At 58.8% G+C, this 22,714-nt stretch carries 20 protein-coding genes and 1 riboswitch; of the genes, 12 read left to right on the top strand and 8 right to left on the bottom strand.

All coding sequences use genetic code 11. The annotated features are described in order from the left end of the window. Nucleotides 1–60: 60 nt before the first annotated feature. Nucleotides 61–1,578: a glutamate--tRNA ligase gene (gene gltX, locus VFQ24_18660; GenBank protein ID HET9180384.1), complete on the bottom strand. Its 1,518-nt coding sequence runs from the start codon at nucleotides 1,576–1,578 to the stop codon at nucleotides 61–63. Between the two features lie 233 nt (nucleotides 1,579–1,811). Between gltX and VFQ24_18655 the strand changes: the two genes are divergently transcribed. The 5 genes from VFQ24_18655 to VFQ24_18635 all read left to right on the top strand — a co-directional run bounded on the left by VFQ24_18655 (nucleotide 1,812) and on the right by VFQ24_18635 (nucleotide 5,538). Further along, the gene (locus VFQ24_18655; GenBank protein ID HET9180383.1) at nucleotides 1,812–2,153 is read left to right on the top strand and encodes a PilZ domain-containing protein; all 342 of its coding nucleotides are present in this window, start codon (nucleotides 1,812–1,814) and stop codon (nucleotides 2,151–2,153) included. A 262-nt stretch (nucleotides 2,154–2,415) separates the two neighbouring features. Beyond that, a complete protein-coding gene (locus VFQ24_18650) occupies nucleotides 2,416–3,426 on the top strand; it encodes an NAD(P)-dependent oxidoreductase (protein ID HET9180382.1) in 1,011 nt (336 codons plus the stop codon). A gap of 83 nt (nucleotides 3,427–3,509) precedes the next feature. After that, nucleotides 3,510–4,646, top strand: a complete 1,137-nt coding sequence (locus tag VFQ24_18645) for an alcohol dehydrogenase catalytic domain-containing protein (GenBank protein HET9180381.1) — start codon at nucleotides 3,510–3,512, stop codon at nucleotides 4,644–4,646. 110 nt (nucleotides 4,647–4,756) lie between these two features. Further along, nucleotides 4,757–5,026 carry a hypothetical protein gene (locus tag VFQ24_18640; GenBank protein HET9180380.1) on the top strand — a complete coding sequence of 90 codons (270 nt, stop codon included), beginning with the start codon at nucleotides 4,757–4,759 and terminating at the stop codon, nucleotides 5,024–5,026. A gap of 296 nt (nucleotides 5,027–5,322) precedes the next feature. Beyond that, nucleotides 5,323–5,538 (top strand): DUF4926 domain-containing protein, encoded by a 216-nt coding sequence (locus tag VFQ24_18635; protein ID HET9180379.1) that lies wholly within the window; start codon nucleotides 5,323–5,325, stop codon nucleotides 5,536–5,538. A 31-nt stretch (nucleotides 5,539–5,569) separates the two neighbouring features. On the opposite strand, the gene VFQ24_18630 is transcribed toward VFQ24_18635, so the two are convergent. The 3 genes from VFQ24_18630 to VFQ24_18620 form a co-directional block, all read right to left on the bottom strand. Then, nucleotides 5,570–6,559, bottom strand: a complete 990-nt coding sequence (locus tag VFQ24_18630) for an aldo/keto reductase (protein ID HET9180378.1) — start codon at nucleotides 6,557–6,559, stop codon at nucleotides 5,570–5,572. Nucleotides 6,560–7,275: 716 nt separating this feature from the next. Further along, the gene (locus tag VFQ24_18625) at nucleotides 7,276–7,707 is read right to left on the bottom strand and encodes a pyridoxamine 5'-phosphate oxidase family protein (protein HET9180377.1); all 432 of its coding nucleotides are present in this window, start codon (nucleotides 7,705–7,707) and stop codon (nucleotides 7,276–7,278) included. Between the two features lie 74 nt (nucleotides 7,708–7,781). After that, entirely contained in the window at nucleotides 7,782–8,645 is an 864-nt protein-coding gene (locus VFQ24_18620) for a M55 family metallopeptidase (GenBank protein ID HET9180376.1), read from the bottom strand. 489 nt (nucleotides 8,646–9,134) lie between these two features. On the opposite strand from VFQ24_18620, the gene VFQ24_18615 reads away from it, so the two are divergent. Further along, nucleotides 9,135–11,336, top strand: a complete 2,202-nt coding sequence (locus tag VFQ24_18615; GenBank protein HET9180375.1) for an APC family permease — start codon at nucleotides 9,135–9,137, stop codon at nucleotides 11,334–11,336. Nucleotides 11,337–11,454: 118 nt separating this feature from the next. Here VFQ24_18615 and VFQ24_18610 read toward each other — a convergent pair whose 3' ends face one another. The 4 genes from VFQ24_18610 to VFQ24_18595 form a co-directional block, all read right to left on the bottom strand. Beyond that, the gene (locus VFQ24_18610; GenBank protein HET9180374.1) at nucleotides 11,455–12,900 is read right to left on the bottom strand and encodes a sialidase family protein; all 1,446 of its coding nucleotides are present in this window, start codon (nucleotides 12,898–12,900) and stop codon (nucleotides 11,455–11,457) included. A 37-nt stretch (nucleotides 12,901–12,937) separates the two neighbouring features. Continuing rightward, complete coding sequence (locus tag VFQ24_18605) at nucleotides 12,938–14,827, bottom strand: M61 family peptidase (protein HET9180373.1); 1,890 nt, start codon at nucleotides 14,825–14,827, stop codon at nucleotides 12,938–12,940. 356 nt (nucleotides 14,828–15,183) lie between these two features. Beyond that, nucleotides 15,184–16,578: a glucoamylase family protein gene (locus VFQ24_18600; protein ID HET9180372.1), complete on the bottom strand. Its 1,395-nt coding sequence runs from the start codon at nucleotides 16,576–16,578 to the stop codon at nucleotides 15,184–15,186. Between the two features lie 74 nt (nucleotides 16,579–16,652). Further along, the gene (locus tag VFQ24_18595) at nucleotides 16,653–17,537 is read right to left on the bottom strand and encodes a carboxypeptidase regulatory-like domain-containing protein (protein ID HET9180371.1); all 885 of its coding nucleotides are present in this window, start codon (nucleotides 17,535–17,537) and stop codon (nucleotides 16,653–16,655) included. 320 nt (nucleotides 17,538–17,857) lie between these two features. On the opposite strand from VFQ24_18595, the gene VFQ24_18590 reads away from it, so the two are divergent. From VFQ24_18590 to ribH, 6 genes are all read left to right on the top strand, one after another. Continuing rightward, nucleotides 17,858–18,478, top strand: a complete 621-nt coding sequence (locus VFQ24_18590; protein HET9180370.1) for a TetR/AcrR family transcriptional regulator — start codon at nucleotides 17,858–17,860, stop codon at nucleotides 18,476–18,478. Between the two features lie 81 nt (nucleotides 18,479–18,559). Next, nucleotides 18,560–18,970, top strand: coding sequence for a hypothetical protein (locus VFQ24_18585; GenBank protein HET9180369.1), 411 nt, complete (start codon nucleotides 18,560–18,562; stop codon nucleotides 18,968–18,970). 95 nt (nucleotides 18,971–19,065) lie between these two features. After that, nucleotides 19,066–20,196 carry an NmrA family NAD(P)-binding protein gene (locus VFQ24_18580; GenBank protein ID HET9180368.1) on the top strand — a complete coding sequence of 377 codons (1,131 nt, stop codon included), beginning with the start codon at nucleotides 19,066–19,068 and terminating at the stop codon, nucleotides 20,194–20,196. 16 nt (nucleotides 20,197–20,212) lie between these two features. Further along, nucleotides 20,213–20,725, top strand: a complete 513-nt coding sequence (locus VFQ24_18575; GenBank protein HET9180367.1) for a hypothetical protein — start codon at nucleotides 20,213–20,215, stop codon at nucleotides 20,723–20,725. Nucleotides 20,726–21,171: 446 nt separating this feature from the next. Further along, a riboswitch (FMN riboswitch) is annotated at nucleotides 21,172–21,373 on the top strand. A gap of 260 nt (nucleotides 21,374–21,633) precedes the next feature. Then, the gene (locus tag VFQ24_18570) at nucleotides 21,634–22,218 is read left to right on the top strand and encodes a riboflavin synthase (protein HET9180366.1); all 585 of its coding nucleotides are present in this window, start codon (nucleotides 21,634–21,636) and stop codon (nucleotides 22,216–22,218) included. After that, nucleotides 22,215–22,712 (top strand): 6,7-dimethyl-8-ribityllumazine synthase, encoded by a 498-nt coding sequence (ribH, locus tag VFQ24_18565; GenBank protein ID HET9180365.1) that lies wholly within the window; start codon nucleotides 22,215–22,217, stop codon nucleotides 22,710–22,712. The genes VFQ24_18570 and ribH overlap by 4 nt, the downstream gene beginning before the upstream one ends. The last annotated feature ends 2 nt before the right edge of the window (nucleotides 22,713–22,714 follow it).

Below are 22,714 nucleotides of genomic sequence, written 5' to 3'. Positions count from 1 at the left end.
TCATGCCGCCCGGGCGCCATGCAGACGGATGGCCCGCCCGCCGGACCGGCCAGGCGCGACTCACCCGCAAGAAAACAGATGGGCGGCCTCTGAGAATTCACGCAATCGGTCGGCTACGCTCCTGATCGGCGGCTCCAGGTGTAGTTCCGCCCCCTGTTCGAGGATCGGAACGAGCTTTTCCAGCTCCGGACCCGATTCGGCCGCTGTCAAGGCAACGCGCACCGGATGGAACAACTCCTTCCCTTTCCTGCCGGTTTCCTTCTGGATTTCCTTAAGGACCTCCCGAAACCTCGAGTAAGTGAGATGCTGCTCCTCGAGGACTTTCGAAGTCACTCGCTTCAGGACCTCGCTGGCGCCTGCGCCGCTGGCCGGCCCCTCCGCGCCCAGCAGTTCCGCAGCCTTCCTGGCATCATACTCAAAAATCAGCCGGACGGCGTCAGGCAGTTGGCTGAAATAATCGATTTTGTTAATGACCGATTCTATGACCAGTTCAAGCCATTCCATTGCCGAAGATGCTAAGGGCCAGGAAAGCAGGCCGGCTTCCGTCAGGAAGGGCACGGCCAATTCCGCCGCCTTGCTCAGCGGCAACTGCTTCAGGTAATGACGGTTCAACCAGTTCAATTTCTCCTGGTCAAAAACGGCCGCGCTCTTAATGATGTGGTCCAGCGAAAACTGCCGGACCATCTCCTCCGTGCTCAGGATTTCAGTCTTCCCGTCCGCAGGCGACCAGCCGAGCAGCGTCAGGTAATTTCGCAAGGCTTCCGGAAGGATTCCCAGGGACCGAAAGCTTTCGAGCGACGTAGCCCCATGCCGCTTGGACAGGCGCGCGCGGTCGCCGCCCAGAATGGTGGACAGATGAGCGAACTGCGGCGGCTGCCAGCCGAAGGCGTTGTAGAGCGCCAGTTGGCGCGGCGTATTTGAAATGTGATCGTCGCCGCGAACCACGTGCGTGATCTCCATCAGGTGGTCATCCACCACCACCGCAAAGTTGTATGCAGGCGCCCCGCCCGACCGCACCAGGACCGGGTCGCCGATTACCTCGCCGGAAAAACTGGTCTCGCCGTGGACGATATCTTTCCACGCAAACGCCCGCTCCGTTATCTTCAGCCGGATGGCTGCGAGTTCGCCAGCCGCCACCCGGCGCGCTGCATCTTCTTTCACAATCCCCCGGCATCGCCCGGAGTACTGCGGCTGCTGGCCGGCCTTGACGGCTTGCTGCCGCTCCTCTTCAAGCTGTTCAGGCGAACAGAAACAGTAATAAGCGCGGCCCTTGTCGATAAGCTCCAGGGAATGTTTGCTGTAAATGTCCTGGCGCTCCGACTGCCGATAGGGGCCGAGCGGGCCTCCGCAGTCGGGCCCTTCGTCCCAGTCCAACCCGAACCATTTCAAGTCCTCGATCAGTTGCGTCTCGAAACGCTGTTCCGACCGTTCAACGTCTGTATCTTCGATGCGAAGAACGAATTTGCCCCGCGAATGGCGTGCGAAGAGCCAGTTGAACAATGCGGTGCGCGCGTTTCCCACATGGACATAACCCGTCGGGCTTGGCGCAAACCGAACTCGAATAATTTCCGTTTCCATCAATGAAGGCCTTCCTCCGAAAACTAACACAGCCATCGAAAGCTGTACAGCGTGCGGGCTGTGGGCAGGTCCCCGAAGGCAGACCGGGCCCGGACTGAACGGGGCGATTTTTCCCGCCCACAGGACGTTACTAACAATTCAACATTAACCAACCGGTACGGATTGACAAACTTTTCTCTTTAAGGCACTGTAATGGGGTTCTAATCGTTCGTGCGAGGGGAGGGGAACCAACCGTGCGAGAGGCGAACGCTCGCTACACCTTCAGAGAGGGAAGCTTTCAGCTTCCGCTTTGTTCCACTCTGCTGACGGAATCGTCGGCGGAAAAGACCCGACATCCGGCAATTCTTTTGTCCCTGTCAGAAACAGGGGCCAGGTTCAGCTCCAGGAAGAAAGTCGTTCCGGGCGAGGCTGTAGGCATCATTCTGCATCCGGACCTGCGGTACGCAATCCGCGGCCGTGTGTCATGGACGCGCCTGATGCCGGACGATGTCAGCATCAGCTTCGGCGTTGACTTTGAAGAAGAGGTTCCAGAATCGCTGTGGAACGTCCTCAGGGAAAAAGCATCAGTAGCGTAAAGGCCTGAGGGACAGTTGTTCGCGATTTGTATTTTGACGTATTTTCCTTAGTCTGCGGGGCCGGCGGGACAGTCGGCATCTAAAAATCAATTTTCAAATTGGTCCCGATGGGAGACGGCGTTGAGGTGTCTGCCCCCGAGCCGCATTTCCGGGTTCGGAAATACCCGCGTGTAGCCTTCTTCGGACTTCGGATGTTTGTCGCAACCTGGGGCCCGTTTCTTATGGCTGGAAACTCCAGGCCGTTCCCCATATAATCCTGCGCATGACACAGGATTCGAAGGCAGCGACAGGAACCAGCCGTTTCTTGCTTACCGGGGCCAAGGGTTTTATCGGCTCATGGATCGTCCGCAAACTGACTGAACGTGGTGAGACGCTGTGGATTTATGACCTCGACACAAAAGCTCATCGTTTGCAGCAACTTCTGACCGACGAACAATTTGAGCGAATTCGATTCGTCCAGGGCGACATCACCAACTTCGAGCAGTTGGACTCCGCCGTCGCCGAAAACGGAATCACCCACCTCATCCACCTGGCGGCCCTCCAGGTCCCAGCCTGCGCCGCTAATCCGCGGCTTGGGGCAATGGTGAACGTGCTGGGGACCGTCAACGTGTTCGAAGTTGCGCGTAAGCGGCGCGACCAGATCAGACGGATTGTCTACGCGAGTTCGGTGGCGGTTTTCGGGCCGGAAGAGTTTTACGGTGAGGGCAAAGTTCCCGAAGGCGCACCCCTGCAGCCCAACACCCATTACGGAGTGTTCAAGCAGGCCAACGAAGGCAACGCCCGCATTTACTACCTGAATGACGGCATCTCCAGCGTGGGCCTGCGGCCGGGCACAGTTTACGGCGTGGGCCGGGACCAGGGAATCACCTCGGGACCCACCAAGGCCATCAAGGCCGCCGTTGTGGGGCGCCCCTACACCATCGGCTTCACGGGCGGTTTTGACATGCAATACGCCAAAGACACGGCGGAAGTCTTCCTGCGCTGCGCGGAAGTCCGCGTGGAAGGCGCCAAAACCTACACGCTGCGCGGCGCCGTGATGCACATGGATGAATTTCTCGCTACGCTGAATCGTCTGCTCCCTCAATCCCGTGAGTTGATCCGAGCCGAGGGAAAATCTATTCCGATCGCTTTTGATTTTGACGACAGCGCCCTGCAGCGCGATATCGACAAGGCTCCCCCCACGCCCCTCGAAGAGGGCATCCGCGAAACGGCGGAGATTTTTGAGCGGCTTCGAAACAAGGGTGAACTTGATTTAAGCGACCTCGAGGTATAAGGCCGTTGAGGGTGCCTCCGCGGCCGGTGATGGACCAGCCGGCAGGGCAGCAATTAACCGGAAACAGCCGTGGTGAGGTGGCGATGAAGGCAGCCGTCTTGCAGGATGTCGAAAAGCTGGTGGTCCAGCAGGTGCCTGATCCGGTGCTTGCGTCCAACGAGGTCATGCTTCGAGTGAAGGCTGTAGGCGTATGCGGCACGGACCTTCACATCTACTGCGGCCACGGTAATTACAATCTGGACGCCCAGGGCCGCCACATTCCGCTCACTGAACAGCCTCAGATCCTCGGGCACGAATTCAGCGGCGAAATCGTGGAGGTGGGCAAAGAGGCTGCCTGCTTGAACGTGGGTGACCGGGTCCTCTGCGACCAGGGAATCAACTGCGTCAGTCGCGGGCGCCAGCCACTGTGCCCCTATTGCGCCACGGGAAATTCGCACCAGTGCGAAACCTACGGCGAGCACGGCATCACGGGATTGCAGGGAGCTCTTGCCGAGTATATCGCCATGCCCGCAACCAACTGCCTTCCTTTGCCCCCTGATATGCCGATGGATCTCGCGGCGCTGGTTGAGCCGGTGGGATGTGTGCTTCACGCCAGCGAACGCACCGCGCAGACCACTGCACGCTACACCCTGGAGGGCGATGAGCGCATCAAGAACATCCTGATCTGTGGCGCAGGTCCGGCCGGTCTTTACTTTCTGCAGTACCTGCGGAACGTCCTGCACTTTGAAGGACTCGTGCTGGTCAGCGATGTCCGAGAAATTAATCTCGTGCTGGTGCAAAAGTTTGGAGGGACGCCCATCAATGTCGCACAAGCGGACTTGCGCGAGTCGGTGCTGGAACTGACGCGCGGTGAAATGATCCATTACCTGATTGATGCATGCGGAAACTCCGCCATTTTTGAGCAGATGCCGGGCTTGATCCGCAAACAGGCCACCGTTCTGCTCTATGGCCACGGGCATCAAGGACGCGACATCAGCCTGCTGGCGAACATCCTGTTCCTGGAGCCGGTTTTGGTCGCGGCGGTTGGCGCATCAGGCGGGTTCGATCCTGACGGGCGGCCTGCAACCTACCGGCGGGCGCGCGAGCTGGTGAATTCTCGCACCATTCAGGTGTCGCCATTGGTGACGCACCGCTATCGCTCGCTGGAGGAAGTCCCGCGAGCCTTTGAGAATGACTTCCAGCGCGAGGATTACATCAAAGGCATTCTCACTGTCGAATAAGAGCCATGCCCGCCGGGGCAATGCGGCCACGAAGATTACCGCCTGCGCTGGTGGGTATCGCAAATCATATTTGACAGGCTTCGTGCACCAGAATGGTGTACAATGGTGTCATGACAGTACGATCGACAACTCGAGCAAAATATGTCCGGAGAAGCGTGACGCTTTCCCGCGAAGTGGCGAGGCAGGTGGATAGCATGGCCAGGCGCCGGCGCTTGAGCGATAACCGGGTGCTCGTCGAACTTATCGAAGAGGGTATCGAAGCTCAGAAGCAGAAGGAAAAGACGTTTTTTGATCTGGCAGAGCAGTTTCGCGCAGCGACTGAACCCAAGCAAGTAAAGGCTCTCGGAGAAGAGTTGGGACGCTTTGTCTTCGGTGAGTGATGCCCCACATCGAAACCTGGTCCCGCCTTCCCTCAGCCGTCCGTAATCACCTGATCGAGCGCATGCGCGACAGGAATGTCAGGATCCAAGACCTCAATAAGCTGCGGACCTGGTTGGAATCAAAGCCAGAGGTCCCCCGGGGTGCCTGGTACAAAGACTTTGGCTCTTTTAAGCTCTGCGGCGAAGGCAGCTACCCGAAGACATTCCTTCTGCCTGGTCAAGCCGCAAAGGGACAAGAAGTTTGACGCCCATCATACCGTCTCGCTGATGATTATCGTTGCGTTCTGTGTGGGAAAATGGAAAGTATCAAGCCATTTGCTGTTGTTGCACTCCTTGAAAACATACCCCAGCGTTCTCTTCGCCGAGGCCGGGTCGGAACTGTTGTTGAGTCGCTGGAACCCGGCGTGGTCGAGATAGAGTTCAGCGATAACGACGGAAGAACGCGCGCCACACTTGCCCTTCGGGCTGACCAGTTCATGATTCTCCATCACGACATGGCCGAAGTCGACTGATTGTTCCAAACCGAAATTCAACAGCAGCCGCCTATACTGGGACCGGGGCTTCCTCCGGCAGCAGTCCTTTTGAACGGAGTTCAGCCCAGAACCCGCCGGGAATGGGATGGCTGACGAGGCGGAAGTTTTCTTCCAATTCGGCCACTGACCGCGCACCTGGAATAACGGACACCACCGCGGGATGCGCCAGCGGAAACTGCAACGCGGCAGCTTTCATCGGTACCTGGTGACGCGCGCAGACCTCTTCAACCTTTCGCACCTTCTCCATGATTTCAGGCGGCGCATCGGCGTAATTGAACTTTCCGCCCGGCTTCGCGCCGGTGGCCAGGATGCCGCTGTTGTAAGGCCCGCCGATAATGATGCTGATCTTCTTCTCGACGCAGAGCGGCAATAAATCTTTCAGGCCGGTGTGGTCGATCAGGGTGTAACGGCCCGCCAGCAGGAAACAATCAAAATTGCCTGCGCGGGCAAAGCGGGCGGGCATCTCGGCCTGATTCATTCCTGCGCCAACGGCCGTGATCTTCCCTTCCCTGCGAAGCTGGTCGAGCGCGGTATATGCTCCCGTGATTGCCTGGTCGTAATGATTATCGGGGTCGTGGATGTGCAGCATATCGATCCGGTCAACCTGCAATCGCTTCAGGCTCTCGTTGAAGGAGCGCATCACGCCGTCGTAACTGAAGTCGAACACCGGTTTGAAGGGAGCCGGGTTGTCGAATTCATCTTTCTCCAACGTGCCCGGCTCGACCGGCTCCAGCACTCGGCCAACCTTGGTGGCCAGCACCCGCGAACCCGAGGGAATTCCGGTAAGCCCCTGGCCCATCCACTTTTCGCTCTTGCCATGACCGTACAGCGGCGCCGTGTCAAAAAAATTGATGCCCATTTCCAGGGCGCGCCGGATGGTTGCCACGGCGGCTTCTCCCCGGACATCCTCGAACAGGCCTCCGAGCGGCGCGCCGCCCAATCCCAGGCGCGTGACTTGTAAAGGGGTCTTGCCAATTTGAACTTTTTGCAGAGGATCCATGGAATTCTCCGGTGTTGGCATTGATGAAGGCAACGTTTGATCCCGGCTTCAATCGCTCCCGCAGGCTTCGCAATCTATCACGCCATGAACAACCGCGGCAAGCCTCGCCGCGGGCTTTGGCACGAGCGTCCTCGCCCGTGTTTCGATCAAAAGATACTGCCAGGCCCGCCCTGAGCGAAGCGAACGGGATGGCCGTGCCACCGAGCAGGGACCAAGCTGAGCTGCCACCGCCAATCGCCTACCACCCGCAGTGGTGTATAATGGTCGGGACTATGGAAGGCGTGATTATCCTCGTCGTTTTGCTGATTGCGTGCTTTCTCATCCTGCCCAGGATTCCCGGCCTAGCCCGTTACACTTGATCGCAGCGACCGCCGGCCCGGTCGGGCCAGGACGATCGTCCTGATAACAAGAGCTGCGGGTAAAATTCCTCTATGCCGATCTTCGAGTACACTTGCCGGAAGTGCAAAAAGACTTTTGAGAAGCTGGCGTTGAGCAGGAACCAGCCCACCCCGACATGCCCTGAGTGCGGCTCCAAGAAAACCGAACGGCGATTCTCTACCTTTGCGACCTCCGGCACTCCGGCCAGGACTGGCGGACGAGCCTGCGCCCCTTCGGGCGCCGGTTGACGCCTCTGATGAAGAGCGGTCCGCTCTTTAAACCTCGATTGATTGCTTCCGCAGGCTGGGTATGCGGGACCTTGCCGGATAATAAGGGCTTCATGAGCTAAACTCGAATTCCACAATTATTGGCGGCGTCTGGTTCCAATCGCTGAACCGCAGCCATCGAGGCTTGACGCGAATATAGATCAAGCCCGGCCAATGTTGGCGCTCACGGCCATCGGGAAACCGAGCGAAGTACAGCTCCTTCAAATAGTGGAGATCAGTTCCCGCAGGCTCATCAGCCATCCCTTCGTATTGCACACTGCGCTCATCGCCATCGGTGAGCCCGCCGATCACGAAAGCACAGTGAGGATTCTGACGTAGGTATGCCGCTTTTCGGGAGGTGGCAAGAGTGTCGAAAACAATCTCGAAAGCATCAGTAACGACAAACCCCACGACGGCAGCCTGCGGACAGCTCGTGGTCGAGACGGCAGCTTGCACGCCCAACGAATGTGTGCGCATGAATTGCAAGACTTCCTCCCGAGTCATGGGACGAATTCTCCTTTGCCAGTCCAGATGGGGAGGATTATAAGCTCGCGACGCCCCGAGCTTTGCCACAAGAGCTAGAAGGACGAGTATTTCAGCCAGGCGTCCTGGAGGTCTTTGCCGCGGAAGGCCCAGGTCCGCTCGTCGATCTGCTCAACTCCTGCGCGGGCCTGATAGTATTGCACTCCCCGCGTGGTGAACTGGACCTTAGCTTCGACAGGCCCGTCCGCCGGATACGGCGGAATTTCGCCCAGGCGCTCCATAGCGCGACGAGCCGTTTGCTTAATCAGTGCCGCGGCCGCAGGATGAGGAAGCATAAAGCCTGCCGTGCGGCCGGCGCCAGCCTTGACGGCGGCGCACTCGGCCTTGGGGACGAGGGCATGAAGTTCCTCACAGGCCGCGGCATCGCCGGACAGCATGATGGCGGGGACACCGAGTGTGCCGGCCAGCATCACGCGCACGCCAATTTCACCCACCGGCTTGTTATTGATCCACATATTTTCAACCCCGAGGGAGCTGAACGAATGGTTCAGGATTCCGTTCATGGCTCCGGCCATGGCATGCTGCCCCACAAACACCATTGCGGCATAGGAGCGATCCAGCTCCAACGTGGGCGCCACGGGCTGCCCTGTGAGCAGAAGCGCCCTGGGATTGATGTCGAGTGCTGAGAGGGACCGGCTGCTGTCGTGGCCGTCCCAAACCACGACGCCCGTTGCGCCACCTTCCAGCAGCCCATCAACCGCAGCGTTGACTTCCCCGGTCAGGAGTTTGCGGGCCTCCTGGAACCGCGCGCTTTCGAGAGGTTCGCACTGGAGTTCGGTGCTGAAGACGCCGGAAACACCTTCAAGGTCCGTGACCATGAATACCTTTTTTGGTTTTTCGGCCTTCGATGAGCCTCGGTTCAGTAAAGCCAGCAAGGAATCCACTTGCGCTTGCGACATCTCAACATCCCCCTTCCCGGGCCTTCACCGTACGACGGGCAGCAGGCTTTCCGTATGGCACGGAGGGGTATTCTACACCCGTGCGGCACTTCTGGCCGGGCAAATCATGTCGATTCGCGACCTCGCGTCAGTCTGGATCAAAGAGGCTGGCTTCGACCAGGCCGCGTACGGTGTGAGCAAAAGGCGGTTCCCGAGGGTCGGGGATCACAACGGCGCGACCGCCCCTGGCCCATCCATCCCTCCGCCGGGTCTCTTCAGGAAAGGTTCCAGAAGTGATGGCTATGGCGTCGATAAGAAAAACTAATGATAATCGCTCATGGATGTGTGAGAATATACGGGATCACTTTGAGGCAAGGTAGTCTCCTGTGTCGAACTTCCAATTCTTATTCAATAACGCCATAAGCTCCATTCTCCACACACCCATCAATGGGAAATAGCACCTCAGATCAATCGTCTCCCACAAAACGAGTGGTGACGCTGCCACGCGTTATGGTCGCCACTACGGCGATGCTGACGTTCATCTCTTTCTGGCGCGCGGCGGCCATCGTTCTGAATGATCTGGCTTCCTCCGCGTTCTATGCCGGCGGCATCGCCGAACACGCGATCGGACCGTCGGCGCCGTGGTTCATCCTGGCCGTCATGCTGTTTGCCTACGCCGTCGCACAAATGTACGTGGAAAGCTGCAGCATGTTCGTGCGCGGGGGCGTCTACCGGGTGGTCAAAGAGGCCATGGGGGGAACGCTAGCCAAGTTTTCCGTCTCGGCGCTGATGTTCGACTACATCCTGACCGGGCCGATCAGCGGCGTTTCAGCCGGCCAGTATCTGGTGGGTTTCGTCAATGAACTCTTCCAGTACGCCCACATCAATGTCGTCCTTCCCACCAACTCCACCTCGGCGATTTTTGCGGCGGCTGTGACACTTTATTTCTGGTGGGAGAACATCAAGGGCATCGAGGAGTCCAGCGAAAAAGCCAGACGTATCATGGAGTTCACCACCATCCTGGTGGTCCTGGTGATCGGGTGGTGCAGTTACACGCTGTGGATCAAGGGCGGCCACCTTCCACCGCTTCCTGTGCCCTCCAACCTGCATTTTTCTGTAGAAGCCGAGGGATGGCTGCGCTCCAGCCGGCTGCCGGAAATCATTGGCGTGGTCGGAGTTCTTGTGGCCTTTGGCCATTCCGTGCTGGCCATGAGCGGCCTCGAAACCCTGGCCCAGGTGTACCGCGAAATCGAGCATCCCAAGCTGCCGAACCTGAAGAAAACCGCCTTTATCGTCTTCATCTACAGCATGGTGTTCACTTCGCTGGTCTCCTTCTTTGCCTTCATGATTATTCCAGATGCACATACTCGCCTCGGCTATAAAGATAATCTGATCGCGGGCCTGGCGATGAATGTGGTGGGGCCTCTGACGCTTCGCCTGTTGTTTCATGGCTTCGTGGTCCTCGTGGGAATCATGATCCTCGCGGGCGCGGTCAACACAGCCATTGTCGGATCCAACGGAGTCCTTAATCGCGTTTCTGAAGACGGCGTTCTGGCAGATTGGTTCCGGCAGCCGCATCGGCGCTTTGGAACTTCCCACCGCATCATCAACCTGGTGGTCGCACTGCAGCTCCTGACCATCTTTCTCAGCCGCGGCAACGTGATCCTGCTCGGTGAAGCATATGCTTTCGGAGTGATCTGGAGTTTCGCCATGAAGGGCCTGGGCGTCCTGGTTCTCCGCTTCACCCGGCCTGGACCGCGCGAATTCCGTGTGCCACTGAATCCGAAGCTGGGTCGCCTGGAGTTTCCGCTTGGTCTCGGGCTGATTACGCTGACGCTGTTTGCAACGGCTATCATCAACCTCTTCACCAAGGAAATCGCAACCATATCAGGCGTTTCTTTCACCCTGCTGTTTTATCTCCTCTTTGTTATTTCAGAAAAACATAACCAGCGCCGGAGGGCAGCCGCGAGCGAGCTTGACCAGTTCAACCTGGAGCCCAGTAAGGAGATTACTGCGGAAGGGGTTGGATCGCGGCCGGGCAATATCCTGGTGCCGGTCCCGGACTATTTCAAGCTCTACCACCTGGCTTCTGTGTTGGAGCGGGTGGATATCGAACGCCAGGACATTGTGGTGCTCCACATCCGGGTCCTGTTGCGCGCCGGTTCCGGCGAGCACGGCCTTGAACCGGAGCAGTTGTTCACGGTGTACGAGCAGGAATTGTTTACGCGGGCGCTGGCCCTTTCAGAGAAATACGGGAAATCCGTAAAGCTGGCAGTGATTGCGGCAACGGACGTGTGGGACGGCATCCTGCGCGCCGGCCAGAACCTTCAGTCGTCTACGATCGTCCTGGGGTCCTCGACCAAAATGTCGGCGGCGGAGGAAGCTCGCCGGGCCGGGCTGGCATGGGAAGGATTGCCCAACCCCAAGCCGCAACTGACCGTGGAAGTCTACTCACCGCACGGCAGGGAAGAGGTTTATTATCTGGGCCCGCACGCTCCTCACCTGACTCCCAACGAAATCGACCTCCTGCATAAAATCTGGCTCGACTGCAGCCAGCGCCTGGAGCCCGAAGAACTCCACCATCATGACATCGTCCATTTTGCCCTGACTGAAGTTGAGCACAAACTGCAGGAAGAGCATGACGGCCAGGTCCTGGAACGGCTAAGGCAGCACCTTGAGCAGATGAAATCCCGCCGGGTTCCCCATTTATAATATTACCAATACTAAGCAAGTCGTTTCCCACAGTAGAACTGTTAACACTCATATTGAAAGACAAAGAGACCGCGGCGGACACTCAAGTTGCAGATGGCAACCTGAATTCAGGGGGCAGCTAGCGGGAATTCCCAGGTCGGGAAAAATCCGCAACGCCGACCCGGACGACGGTGTGGTGCAAGGGGCTTTCGGCCTTGCGCCGGCTGGAGGCCGGCCGCTCTTCCGTCCAGACTCCGTAAACCCGCCCGCCGAGCGCGGCAATGCCCGTGTAATCGCCAATAAAATCGTTGTTGGGATCGAACGGCTGGCCCATCCAGAGATAATTGATAAAGCTACGGCCGTGGTCGGTTGACCGCGCAAGCAGCACAACCGCCTTGCTGTTTTCCGGGTCATCCTGCCGGTCGTAGAAAATGAGATTGGCGGCTCCCGTCACCGGATCGACGGCCAGCCACGGGAAAAACTGGTCAGCCCCATTGTGAATGGGATCGGCATTCACCCGCACTGGCGGCATCCAGGTCTGGCCGCGGTCAGCCGATGTGGAACAGAAAACATCCACGTCGCCATTGCGATAGTCGCTCCAGGTGAGATACAGGAGGCCCGCGCCGTTGCCTCCCTGGGGATCGATCGAGATCACGGGGAAGCCGTCGGTCCTGTCCACATCGGTAATTTTGAAGTATGGCGGCGCGATGGGAACAACGCCGCGCGAGGGCGCAAAGGTACGGCCTCCGTCGCTCGAAGTCGTAAACACCACGTGCGTGCCGTCGGCCCAGACCACGTAAAGCGCGCCATCCGGTCCCACCACTCCTGAAAAACCCTCTACGTCACCGTTATCGTCACGCGGCAATCCAGCCTCGGTGCTGATCCGAACAGGCTTTGACCAGGTTGCGCCGTCGTCCTCCGAACGTGCCAGGAGGACCTCGGATTGCGTCAGAGTGAATCGCGTCCATCCGACGTAGAGGTTTCCTGCATACGGTCCTTTCGTGTTGTCGGCCACGATATAGGGCTTGTCCTCGAAGGGAATGCCGGGTTTCGTGGCATGCTCAACCACCGGAACCGCGGGCCGCTGCCACGTCATGCCGCCATCGAGCGAGCGCCTCACGAACACGCCATTGCGGGTGGCGTTGTGTCCCCAATACTCTTCCGTCCCCAGCTTGTCAAAAGCGATGTAACAAAGAAAAGCGTGGCCTTCGTTGTCATACGCCACAGAAACGTCACCCGACACGCCATAGTTGCTCGGCATGGTGTCCCGAGCGGCGCTCCAGTTCGTGCCGCCGTCATCTGAAAACGCGATCCGGGCCCCGGTCTGGTAAGCAACAACCACCTGTTGCGGGTTGCGCGGATTAATGGCAACCGAAGGCTCGTTGAAATATCCGCGGTGGGGCGTAAGAGTGGCGACTTCTGCTGCGGGCGGAGCCTGTCGTGTGGGGGGCTGGCCGGACGCAGCCACGGCCACAAGGACGCAAAAACCAAAGCTCGCGAAATAAACCGGCAAGACTCGATGCCGGAGAGGGTGGCAAAAGCGCGCGCGCCCACTCTTCAGAACTCGCACAAGAATCGAAGCCAAAAGAACCTCCGCTTGATGATGTCACGTCCCCACGCGATTAATGCGCGGCAAGGGGCTTCAGCAAATTGTCGAGGAGGTCCGGACTGCCGGCTTCCCGGACCAGGTGCGGATATGATTCCCCGCCGTGATAATCAATGGTGCAGGTCCTGTAATATTCATCATTCAGTACCAGCAGGCGCAGCGGCTCTTTCGAGGTGGCGCCCGCCCGCAGCGCCAGCCGAAGCACCTGCGGCGTGAACTGACGCCCATTCACTGCAATCACTTTCATCCCCGCGGAAATTCCGGCCTGGTAAGCCGGCTTGGTTACCACCGAATCTTCAACCGAGCCATCGTTTTTCAGCAGCAGGCCGATCGAATAACTTTCGTCGATGTCGTTGTGAACGGCCTCCGAATTCTGCAAAAGAGAGGGTTCAGAGCTGGTGTAAGTCACTTTCCAGCCGCTGCCCTCGATGCCGCCAAGGGGGGCCTCAGGCGAAGTTGAATTCAAGCGCTCATGTAAGAATCCCGCCCAGTCATAAGGCGCGATTTTGCCGAGCGCGTCCACCAGGTCCTGGAAAGTATATGGCTTCAGCTCCGGGCCGTCGTTCGGTCCGCCATAAAACAGGCGGCAGAAGTCGTCCAAAGATTTCTTGGCATGGGTCTCGCGGCTGATAATGCTGTTGACTTCAAGCCAGAGCAGGACGCTCTCATCATAGAAGTCCACGCCGCGCCGCCAGTTTTCCCACTCAGCGGGAGCACCGTAAAGAACCTGGGCGTCGGCCGCTGTGTCCAGCAGCGGGCGCCAGGTCCTTCCCGGCCGGCCCGGGCCATAGCGGGCGGCAATCAAAGCAAGGTTCTGCCTGTATTCACCAGGAGTCCACAACCCGCTTCGCGCCGTTAAAAGGTCGCCCAGATATTCGGTGAGCCCTTCATATACCCAGAGCATGTCGGTCTTCATCGGCTCTTCGTAATACGCGGCGCTCAGGTCCTTCGGGCGGCGGAACTTTCCATTCCAGGAATGGACAAATTCGTGAGGCAACAGCGTGACCATGTTCAGCCGCTGGCCTGCATCGATCAGCGAGAACTCGTCCACGCGGCTGTCGTCGGACTCGTGGTGTTCCAGCCCAAAGTGGGCCACGTGGTCGCTCAGGGTCAGCAGAAAATGATAGTCCCGATAGTGCCGCGCTCCGAACAGCTTGCCCGTCTCGGCCACCAGGTTCGTATAGTCCCGCTGCAATTCAGCATTCATGTCGAGCGCCGCCTCGCTGTCAGCCGCCAGGTCAATTTCATGATGGATGGACTCTCCCTGAGGCGTGACATCCACAACCCGATAGTATTGGCCGGCGCTGACCGGCGAATCGACCAGGCGGTTGAGAGAGGCCGGCTTGAATTCAATTCTGTTCCCTTCCTGACGCGCAACCGGGAGCGCTGTCCCGAACTTCCAGCCTTCAGGAAGCTTCAGACTCGCATTGAAAATAAGGTCCTGCGCAGGATGGCCTGCGGGGTAGAGAAGGTCCTGGTTCCAGCTTATGACGACCAGCTTGTCGGTGGCCGAAGCGCCGGCCGTAAATCCAGACGTGGCCTCGGGCTCGACGTAATCGAGTTTGACGTCAAGGACGCTGACGCCCTGGGGGATTTCGAGATGCAATGTGAACATGTCCAGCAGGTCGCGCCGCCAGGGAATCACGGCGCCGTTGCCGCTGAATTTCAATCCCGTCATGTTGACGATCGGGCCGTCCGGCGCGTGTTCACCCGGGATCCATTTGGGGTAGTAGAGCGTGAGTGGGCCGGGAGAAACTGGAATCGTCATATGAGTGTGAATGATCTGCTGCGGCGCCTGGGTGGCATCAACTTCGAGAGTGATGGGCGGTTGGGCCTTCAGGCCCAGTGTTCCTGTCGCTATTACGAACGCAAGCGCAAGGCAGGTCCGGCAGCGCGAAATGATCATCGGCTTTCATCCTCGATCAAACTGAATTTATGGGAACGGCGTTCCGAGCGTGCTTTCGAAGTGGACCACCGTTCGGAAGGCGCGCACCGTCGTGGAGGAAACAGGCATTATGGGCCGGCCTGTCCCTTCCAAACTTACGATCATAGCGCGGTCTATCGCCTTCGTCCAAGTGCGCGCCGGGGCCACACACCGCACTGCTGCGCCGGCCACCCGCAGCGCAAAGCCACCGTTATGGAAAGGCTCTCGGATCGCGGCCGACCAGAACCGGCACGGCTCCCTGCCAGGGGAGCGACACGGTTTCACCGCAACCATGACATAGGGCGAGCCGCCTGGCAAACGCCCGTCGTTGCGGAGCCTCAACTGCCTGAAGCAATCGGTTGCTGCGTCTGAGGCGGTCCGGACGGCTGATAAGGTTTGAAGCCGGCTCGGGCCATGCCGCGTATTGCTTCCGGACTTTTCATAAACGTGTCCCAGACGAACCCTGTCCGCAGATTCTCCGCCATCAGCATGGTAATTCCCGTATCGATTCCGATAACGTCTGGGTCGTACCAGTTCTTGAGAGGATTGAAGGCATTGATAAAACCATACTTGCTCCAGGCGCCTCCGTAACGAGTCCTGATGTTTCGCAGCACGCGCAAGGTAGCCTCGGGTAGAAATGGCAGTGATCCTCCCGCCGCGCTCGGCACCACGGTTCCGTCAATGGGCCCCATTTCCGGCGGCCCTCCCCAGGCCACGTAGCCGTTCGATTGGGAATCCGATGCCGTAATGCCCCAAAGGTCATTGCTATAGTCAGGAAACTTTGGCGCCAGTTCGATGCAGAAGATGCGATGGGCTTCAGTGGCGATTCTCGAGTTCTGAAAATAATCAGCGTACTGGTCGCGCTTCCCACGGAAATCAAACCAGGCCTGGGAGTATTGATGAACGAACAAAGGAGCGAAAGAGCCGATATAGCGCAACCCGCGATATTCAAAGGTAAGCCGCTTCCAGGACGTCCAGGTCTGCGGCGGCAACGGATTCGTATGCGCTCCCATCCCCAGCAGGTACATCATCATGAGCTCGCTGTAATCAACCCAGCGGCTCGGAAGGAAGCCAATCTCGGGCATCCATCCCATCGACAGCAGCGGCGTGTCTTCTGCCAGCCATGACCAGTCAGCGCGATTGAAGATGGCAAACGCCAGCCCCTGGATGGCGCGGTCCCGGAAATATTCCCGGCACGTAAGCACGCCGCAAAACAGGATTGCCGTGTCAATCGTCGAGACCTCCGAGTCCCACAGTCGTTCGCCCGTATTGACATTTGCGAAGTGAAAGAAAAAGCCCCGGTGATGGGCCAGGTTCTTCCAAAGAAAGCGCAGCGCATTGAGCACCCGCCCCCGGGCGTCCGAGAGCGAAATATAACCGCGTTTGTGTCCAATACAGAGGGCCGTCAACCCGAAGCCCGTGGCGGCGATACTGGCGACCACAGTGTGGTCATCGGCGCGGACGTTGCAGCGGTCTTTCACAAGTCCGGTTTGCGGGCTGGACTGTTCCCAGAAAAAAGCAAAACTGGACCGTTCCAGATCCTCCAGAAACTGATCATCCTCTTTCGAAAGGGTCGGTTTGGCGGGAGGGGCGGCCGGCCGCGACTGAGGCTGAGCGGGCGTCCGGGCCAGGAGATCGCTTCCAGCCAGCGGCAAACTGATGCCGGCCCCGAGGAGCTGCCGCAACATCGCGCGGCGCGAGGGCAAATGCCTGCCATCTGCTTTTCTGTCCATCTCTTTCAAATCGGCCGTCCTTCGAGTCTGGAAAAATGCTTCTTTCCGCGCGCCAGTTTTGGCGGGATCTCCGGTCAAAATTCGTAACCCGGCGTAAGTTCACACCGGTAAACCTTCGACTTGCTCAGGTTGACCCTCACCTGGCAGGTTGCCCACGACAGAAGGGGCTTTGGGCCTAGTGGAAAGATAATATGATGTCCGCCCAAGTCTGCTTCCAGGGCCACCGCTTCGGCTGAGGCCGGGAGCGTGAAATCCAGCACCCGCCCGAACATCACGGGGTACGACTTGCGCAGTTCCGCGCTATACAGCGGATGAACCACCTCTGCTTCCACGAGGAAGGTAGCCGTGTCCGACCAGTTAAGCGCCGAGGCGCGAAGTATGCGCACGTTCGTGGGAACGTCCTCGGGAGTGATTCTGGTAAACGAGCACGGGCCCGCAACGCAGGAAACGCGCACATTGCGAAACTCATTCCCTTCTCCGGCGTCCATCACCACTGATCCCCTCGCCGCTTTCCATTTGCCGTCGGGCGAGCAGGGGTCGTGATGATTGCACGGCACGTTCCCGGTATTCACGGCCTGAAAGGTCCTGACCGCGCTGCCAATGTTCGCCGCCTCGGTGGTCTTCACAGAATATCTCACCGAAACATTCGAGACCTTTACCTCGGGGACATTGGGTTGAGTTTCGAGCTCCGAAGGCGTCGGAATCAGCCTCGCCACGTAGAGCAGACCTCCACCGACTACTGGCAGGTCCAGGGGCTCATATCCCGGGAGGCGAAATTGGAGCAACACGGGCAGGCTGGAGGGGCCGCTGATGGGCAATACAAGCCTGAAGAAGCCTGAGGGGTCCGACTCGCCAGTGGTGGCTACGGAACCCTCGCGGGCGGTTATTTGGACGCCGGACAGAGGTTGTCGTCTTTCCGCCTGCGAATCCTGGCGGATGACCGACCCCTCCAGTATCACTGGCTGTGGCCGCCTGTGACGGAGAAGTAGCAGAATTGCGGCATACGCACCAATGGCCGTCAAGATGACGACAGCCCACAACCCTGGTTTCACGCGACGGGTCATCCCGAAACATTTTACGATAATCCTTTGAGGGATTGGCAATACCTTTGGCATCCCAAGGACCGCTACTGAAAACGAGGCAAGACCTCTGAGTAATGGTCCACCCTCGCGGGACGCCTGGTATATCGAGATCTTGCGAGAAACCCTGAACCGACACTCGGAGGGTGAACGGTAGGGGACTGGCGGCTGTGGGGGCTTTAACAAAATCGATTTTCTGCTTGACAAGCATTAGAGTACGTGCGTACTCTTATGTCATGCGATACTCGCTGGAACACAAAGCGCAGAACCACGAGAAGATTCTTTCCATGGCCGCTCGCTCGTTCCGGGAGCACGGCGGGGACAGCAGTGGCATCGGCACGGTCATGAAGAAGGCAGGCTTGGCGAAAGGGGGCTTTTACCGCCACTTTGACAGCAAGGATGACCTTTTTGTTGGCGCGGTAGCGCGAGCGTTCGATGAGATGGGAAGAGGCATGCTGGAAGCTGCACAGTCAGCGCCCGAAGGCCAGGCTCTGCGGGCCATTATCGAACGCTATCTGAGCACACGCCACGCGAACTCGCCAGGAATGGGTTGCGTCTTCGCCGCCCTCGGGCCAGAGCTCGCCCGAAAGCCGTTGCCCGTGCGAAAACGGATTGAGGCATTGCGCGAAGCGTATCGTGAGCGTCTATTGCCATTTGTGCCTGGTCAGACGCGAGAAGAAAAGCTGACGAAGTTTCAACTGCTGTTCCCGAGCATGGCTGGGGTGTTGACGAATGTCCGGATGACCTCGTCGGCTCAAAAACGTGAGCACATGTTGAGGGAGGCAAGGAACTTTTTCATCAAGTGTTTCGCTGAAGAGTAAAATTTTTTGCCTGGAAAGAGTATGGTCGTACTCTTATCGGGCAAATGGAACGAAGACAAACTGAATCGAAAGGATAACCCGATGAAACTTATGGTCCCTTTTCTTATGGCAGTGCTTCCCATGGTGTTCTTAGCGCAACCACAGTCGGCGACCGCCTCAGGCGTGCCCAGCATCGCTATACCTAAAACCACGGAAGTCATCGTCATCGAGACGCCCAGGCAGGGCGTAACCCCTGACCAAATCATGGCCGTCATACCGGCAGAAATTCGGGCAACGGTGAAGCTCTACCTCGACGGGAAAATCCGCCAGTGGTATTCGCGCGGCGATGGCAAAGGCGTCATCTTCGTGGTCGACGCGAAGACCGAGGACGAGGCGCGGGCCATTATGGAAACGCTGCCGCTCGCGAAGGAACATTTGATGGATCACCAGTACATTCCCGTCGGACCCTTGATGCCGCTGAGGGCATTGATGGGCCCAGGAGCGCAGCAGTGAGCTAAAGCTGCCACCGTTGGTCAGTAAGAGTAACCGTCGCTGGCCTTTCTGAGGCGCGGCGGAATAGCTGACAAATTTCTTAGAAGGAGACGTTTATGATCAAGCCAAGGATCATCGTGACCGGCGCGACTGGGAAGACCGGGAGCGTTGTCGTTAGCGAACTGCTGAAGGCCGGTTATCCCGTTCGTGCCATGGTGCATCAAGAAGATGGCCGCAGCGCGCGGCTGAAAGCGCAAGGGGCCGAGGTCGCGGTCGCTGACATGAGCGATGTCGAGCGCGTGGCCGACGCGCTGAAGGACGTCCAGCGCGCCTATTATTGTCCGCCTTTCGATCCGTACATGATTCAGGGAGCTCTCGCCTTCGCCGTCGCCGCCAAGGAGGCCCGGCTCGAACACATCGTCGTCATGACGCAATGGCTGGCCAGCCCTTCGCATCCCGCGCTCATGACCCGCCAGCATTGGCTGGTTGATCGGCTGTTCTCGATGACGCCTGGCGTCGGGCATACGATCGTCAGGCCAGGCTTCTTCGCTGACGCCTACCTGGTGACGATCGGGTCGGCCATACATCTCGGCGTGTTCCCGTGGATATTCGGCGGTAGCCGCAATGCGCCACCTTCGAACGAAGATATCGCGCGGGTCGCCGTCGCGGCCTTAATCGATCCTGCACGGCAAGCCGGAAAAAACTACCGCCCCACCGGACCGGAGCTTCTTGGTGCGGAGGACATGGCCAAAGCCGTCGGCCGAGCCGTTGGGCGATCAGTCAAGGTCGTGCCGACGCCGGCTTGGCTGTTCATGAAAGCCGCACGAATGATCGGTTATCTAATCGACGTGTTGAGTGGCATTCGCTACTACATCGACGATCACAAGCGCGGCGCGTTCGAGCTGGGGGCGCCAACCACCGACGTGCTCGATGTGACCGGCCGGCCCCCAGAGGACTTCGAGACGATTGCTCGTCGTTATGCGGCGCTGCCCGGCAACCAGCGGACCTTAGGCAATTGGTTTCGCGAGTTTGCGCAGTTCATGATCGCCCCGCTCAGCCCTGGCTTTAAGTTCGACCGATACGACCGCGAACTGCGCCGCCCGTTCCCGTCGAAGCCGCAATTCGCCACCGAGTCCAAAGTCTGGCGCCGCGAGCACGCCATCGCCAACACCGCCAAGCCCGCAGTACCGGGACGTGACCACCTCCCTATCCCCGCCACCAGTCGCGGTCAACGGCTGGAATTCTAAGAAGGAGACGTTAAACATGCCACAACAAATGATCTGGTTTTTCCTGAGCATCGCGTTCAGCTTTATTGCCTGGGGGACCGTCACCGCTCGATATATCTGGCCGGAACTTCGCCTCCGGCCACGGGCCGATGCGCTGCGGCCTCTGCTCATCCTGCACAGCTTCCGCTTCATCGGGCTGGCATTCCTGGTTCCCGGTGTCGTGTCACCCGATCTGCCGCCTGCCTTCGCGCACTCTGCGGCCTATGGAGATATCATTGCGGCGACACTTGCCTTGCTGTCGCTGTCATTGCTCCCCGGTGCGGCTGGCGTTGCCGTCGCATGGATCTTCAGCGTCTGGGGTTCAGCCGATATCCTGAACGCTTTCTACCAGGCCAATCACGCCGGACTATTGGCGGGACAGTTGGGAGCCGCATTCTTCCTGCCGACTTTGATAGTGCCGCTGCTGCTGATCACGCACGGCCTCGGGTTCCGGATTCTTCTGCGGCATCAACCTCAACCCGCCATGCAAGAAAACCGGCATTTTGCATAAGGCCCCTCGGCCATCGCGAGGAGTGCTATTGCGCCGCACCGGGCGTTCGATTGCCGGCGGAAATGGAAGAGAGGTCTGAATGTCGGATAACGTGAAACTCCTAATGAGGATTGCATAATAGAATGATGGGCTTCCGTAGCGCCGGTCCCGCTAAGCGGGAGCGGCCCTGGCAATTGCCGCCGGGACGGCGGCGCTACAAACGAGCCTGTCACCATATTTTGCAGTCCTCCGGAAGAAGAGTCTCTGCGCTGTTCAATGACCGCGTCATTCGAACCCGTCTCTTGTGGGCCCGTAATTCTCCGCGAACCGGCATTCGCTGTCCTAGCGCCGGGCTGCCAACTATCCGACCTTGACGTAAGTGCCACTCGGAGAATACCCTGCCCTAGCCCAGCGCAGCTTGAGGCGCCACTGTCTTTCATGGTATAAGTAGAATGACAACTTGTTGAGATGACCTTCGGGGCAGGGTGAGGGACGACGCTTAGAACGTCTTCCCAATTCCCGATCGGCGGTAGAGCCCGCGAGGAGAACTCGACCTTTTAGTCTGCTGAGCTTGCCAGTGAAGCGGTGATGGCAGGAGAAGGATTGAGTTCTTCAGGACTCGGTGGAATTCCGGGGCCGACGGTATAGTCCGGATGGGAGAGGGTCAGGCGCCTGAGACTGTGTGCTGGCGGGCCTTTAGCGGGGCCGCGCCGGTGCGTGTTTGCGGGTGCGGACAGTTGGCTTGAAATCCTTGCCCCGTTGCGGGGTCCAGTTGGCGCGGCGATCGCCCGCTGGCGTGACCCTGTCTCCCAGAACATGATAATTGGCTTCCAGCCCAGGGCTGAGCCGCCTTGCAGAGTTCCAGGGCGCGTCGTAGCGCGCTATAGCTTCAAAGGCGTAGCGGCCGGCGAAAGCCGAACCGAGGCCATGTGTTCAGCGGCATTGTTGAGACCACCAGTCCCGTGCTCAGGGTCAGCAAGGCCCGCCAGCAGCGGATCGTGACCATTCGCAAGCCCCCGGACTGGAAGCTGCAGGACGGCGAAAGCATCTCCGTTGAAGGCGTATGCTCAACCGTGCAGAGTTTCAATAATGGATCGTTCCGGGTTGTTTACATGCCCGAGACGCTGCGAAAGGCCACTCTGGGAAATTTGAAAGCCGGGGACGAAGTTAACCTCGAAAGGTGCCTGACGCCCCAGAGCCTGATCGGCGGACACCTGGTCCAGGGGCATGTCGATACGACCGCGCGGATTAAGGCGATCCAGAACGAGGGCGCGGCCAGGCTCTTTACGTTTTCAATACCTGTGCGATTTTCCCGCTACATCGTGCCCAAAGGCTCCATCGCCGTCGATGGCATCAGCCTGACGGTGGTGGATGCCACGCGCTCCACCTTCCAGTGTTCCCTGCTCGCTTTCACACTGAGCCGCACAACTCTCGGCGGCAAACGGCCCGGCCGCCAGGTCAATATCGAAGTGGACATACTGGGCAAATACATCGAAAGGCTGCTGAAGAAATGAGATTGCGGAACGCAAAGTCCAACGCCCCGGCTCCCGGTCTCGCGCGTAAGGACGCTTCGCGTTTCCGCATCGCGATCGTTCGCGGCGAATACCACCGCGAGATCACGATGAGCCTGGAGAAGAAATGTGTGGCGACCCTGCAGGCCGCGGGAGTTCCGAAGGAGAACATCCGGACTTTTGCCGTCCCGGGATGCTTCGAGATTCCCATCCTGGCACAGCGGCTGGCGGGACAGAAGAAGTATGACGCTCTGGTCGCGCTCGGGGCCGTGATCAAAGGCGACACCTACCACTTCGAGCTGGTGGTGAACGAGTGCGCCAGGGGAATTATGGACGTCTCGCTCCGGCATGACGTGCCCATCATTTTTGAGGTCCTTGCCACTTACAACGTGCGCGACGCGTTGCGCCGCGCGGGAAACAATAAATTCAACAAGGGAATCGAAGCTGCGCAGACGGCCTTGTCTTTGCTGGCTGCTCTGAGCAGTGCCAGAGGCTGAGC

It is taken from the genome of Terriglobia bacterium, assembly GCA_035712365.1.
In the GTDB taxonomy this organism is placed as follows: Bacteria; Acidobacteriota; Terriglobia; order UBA7540; family UBA7540; genus SCRD01.
The sequence above is the reverse complement of the archived record's forward strand: the minus strand, read 5'-3'. Positions and strand labels throughout refer to the sequence as shown.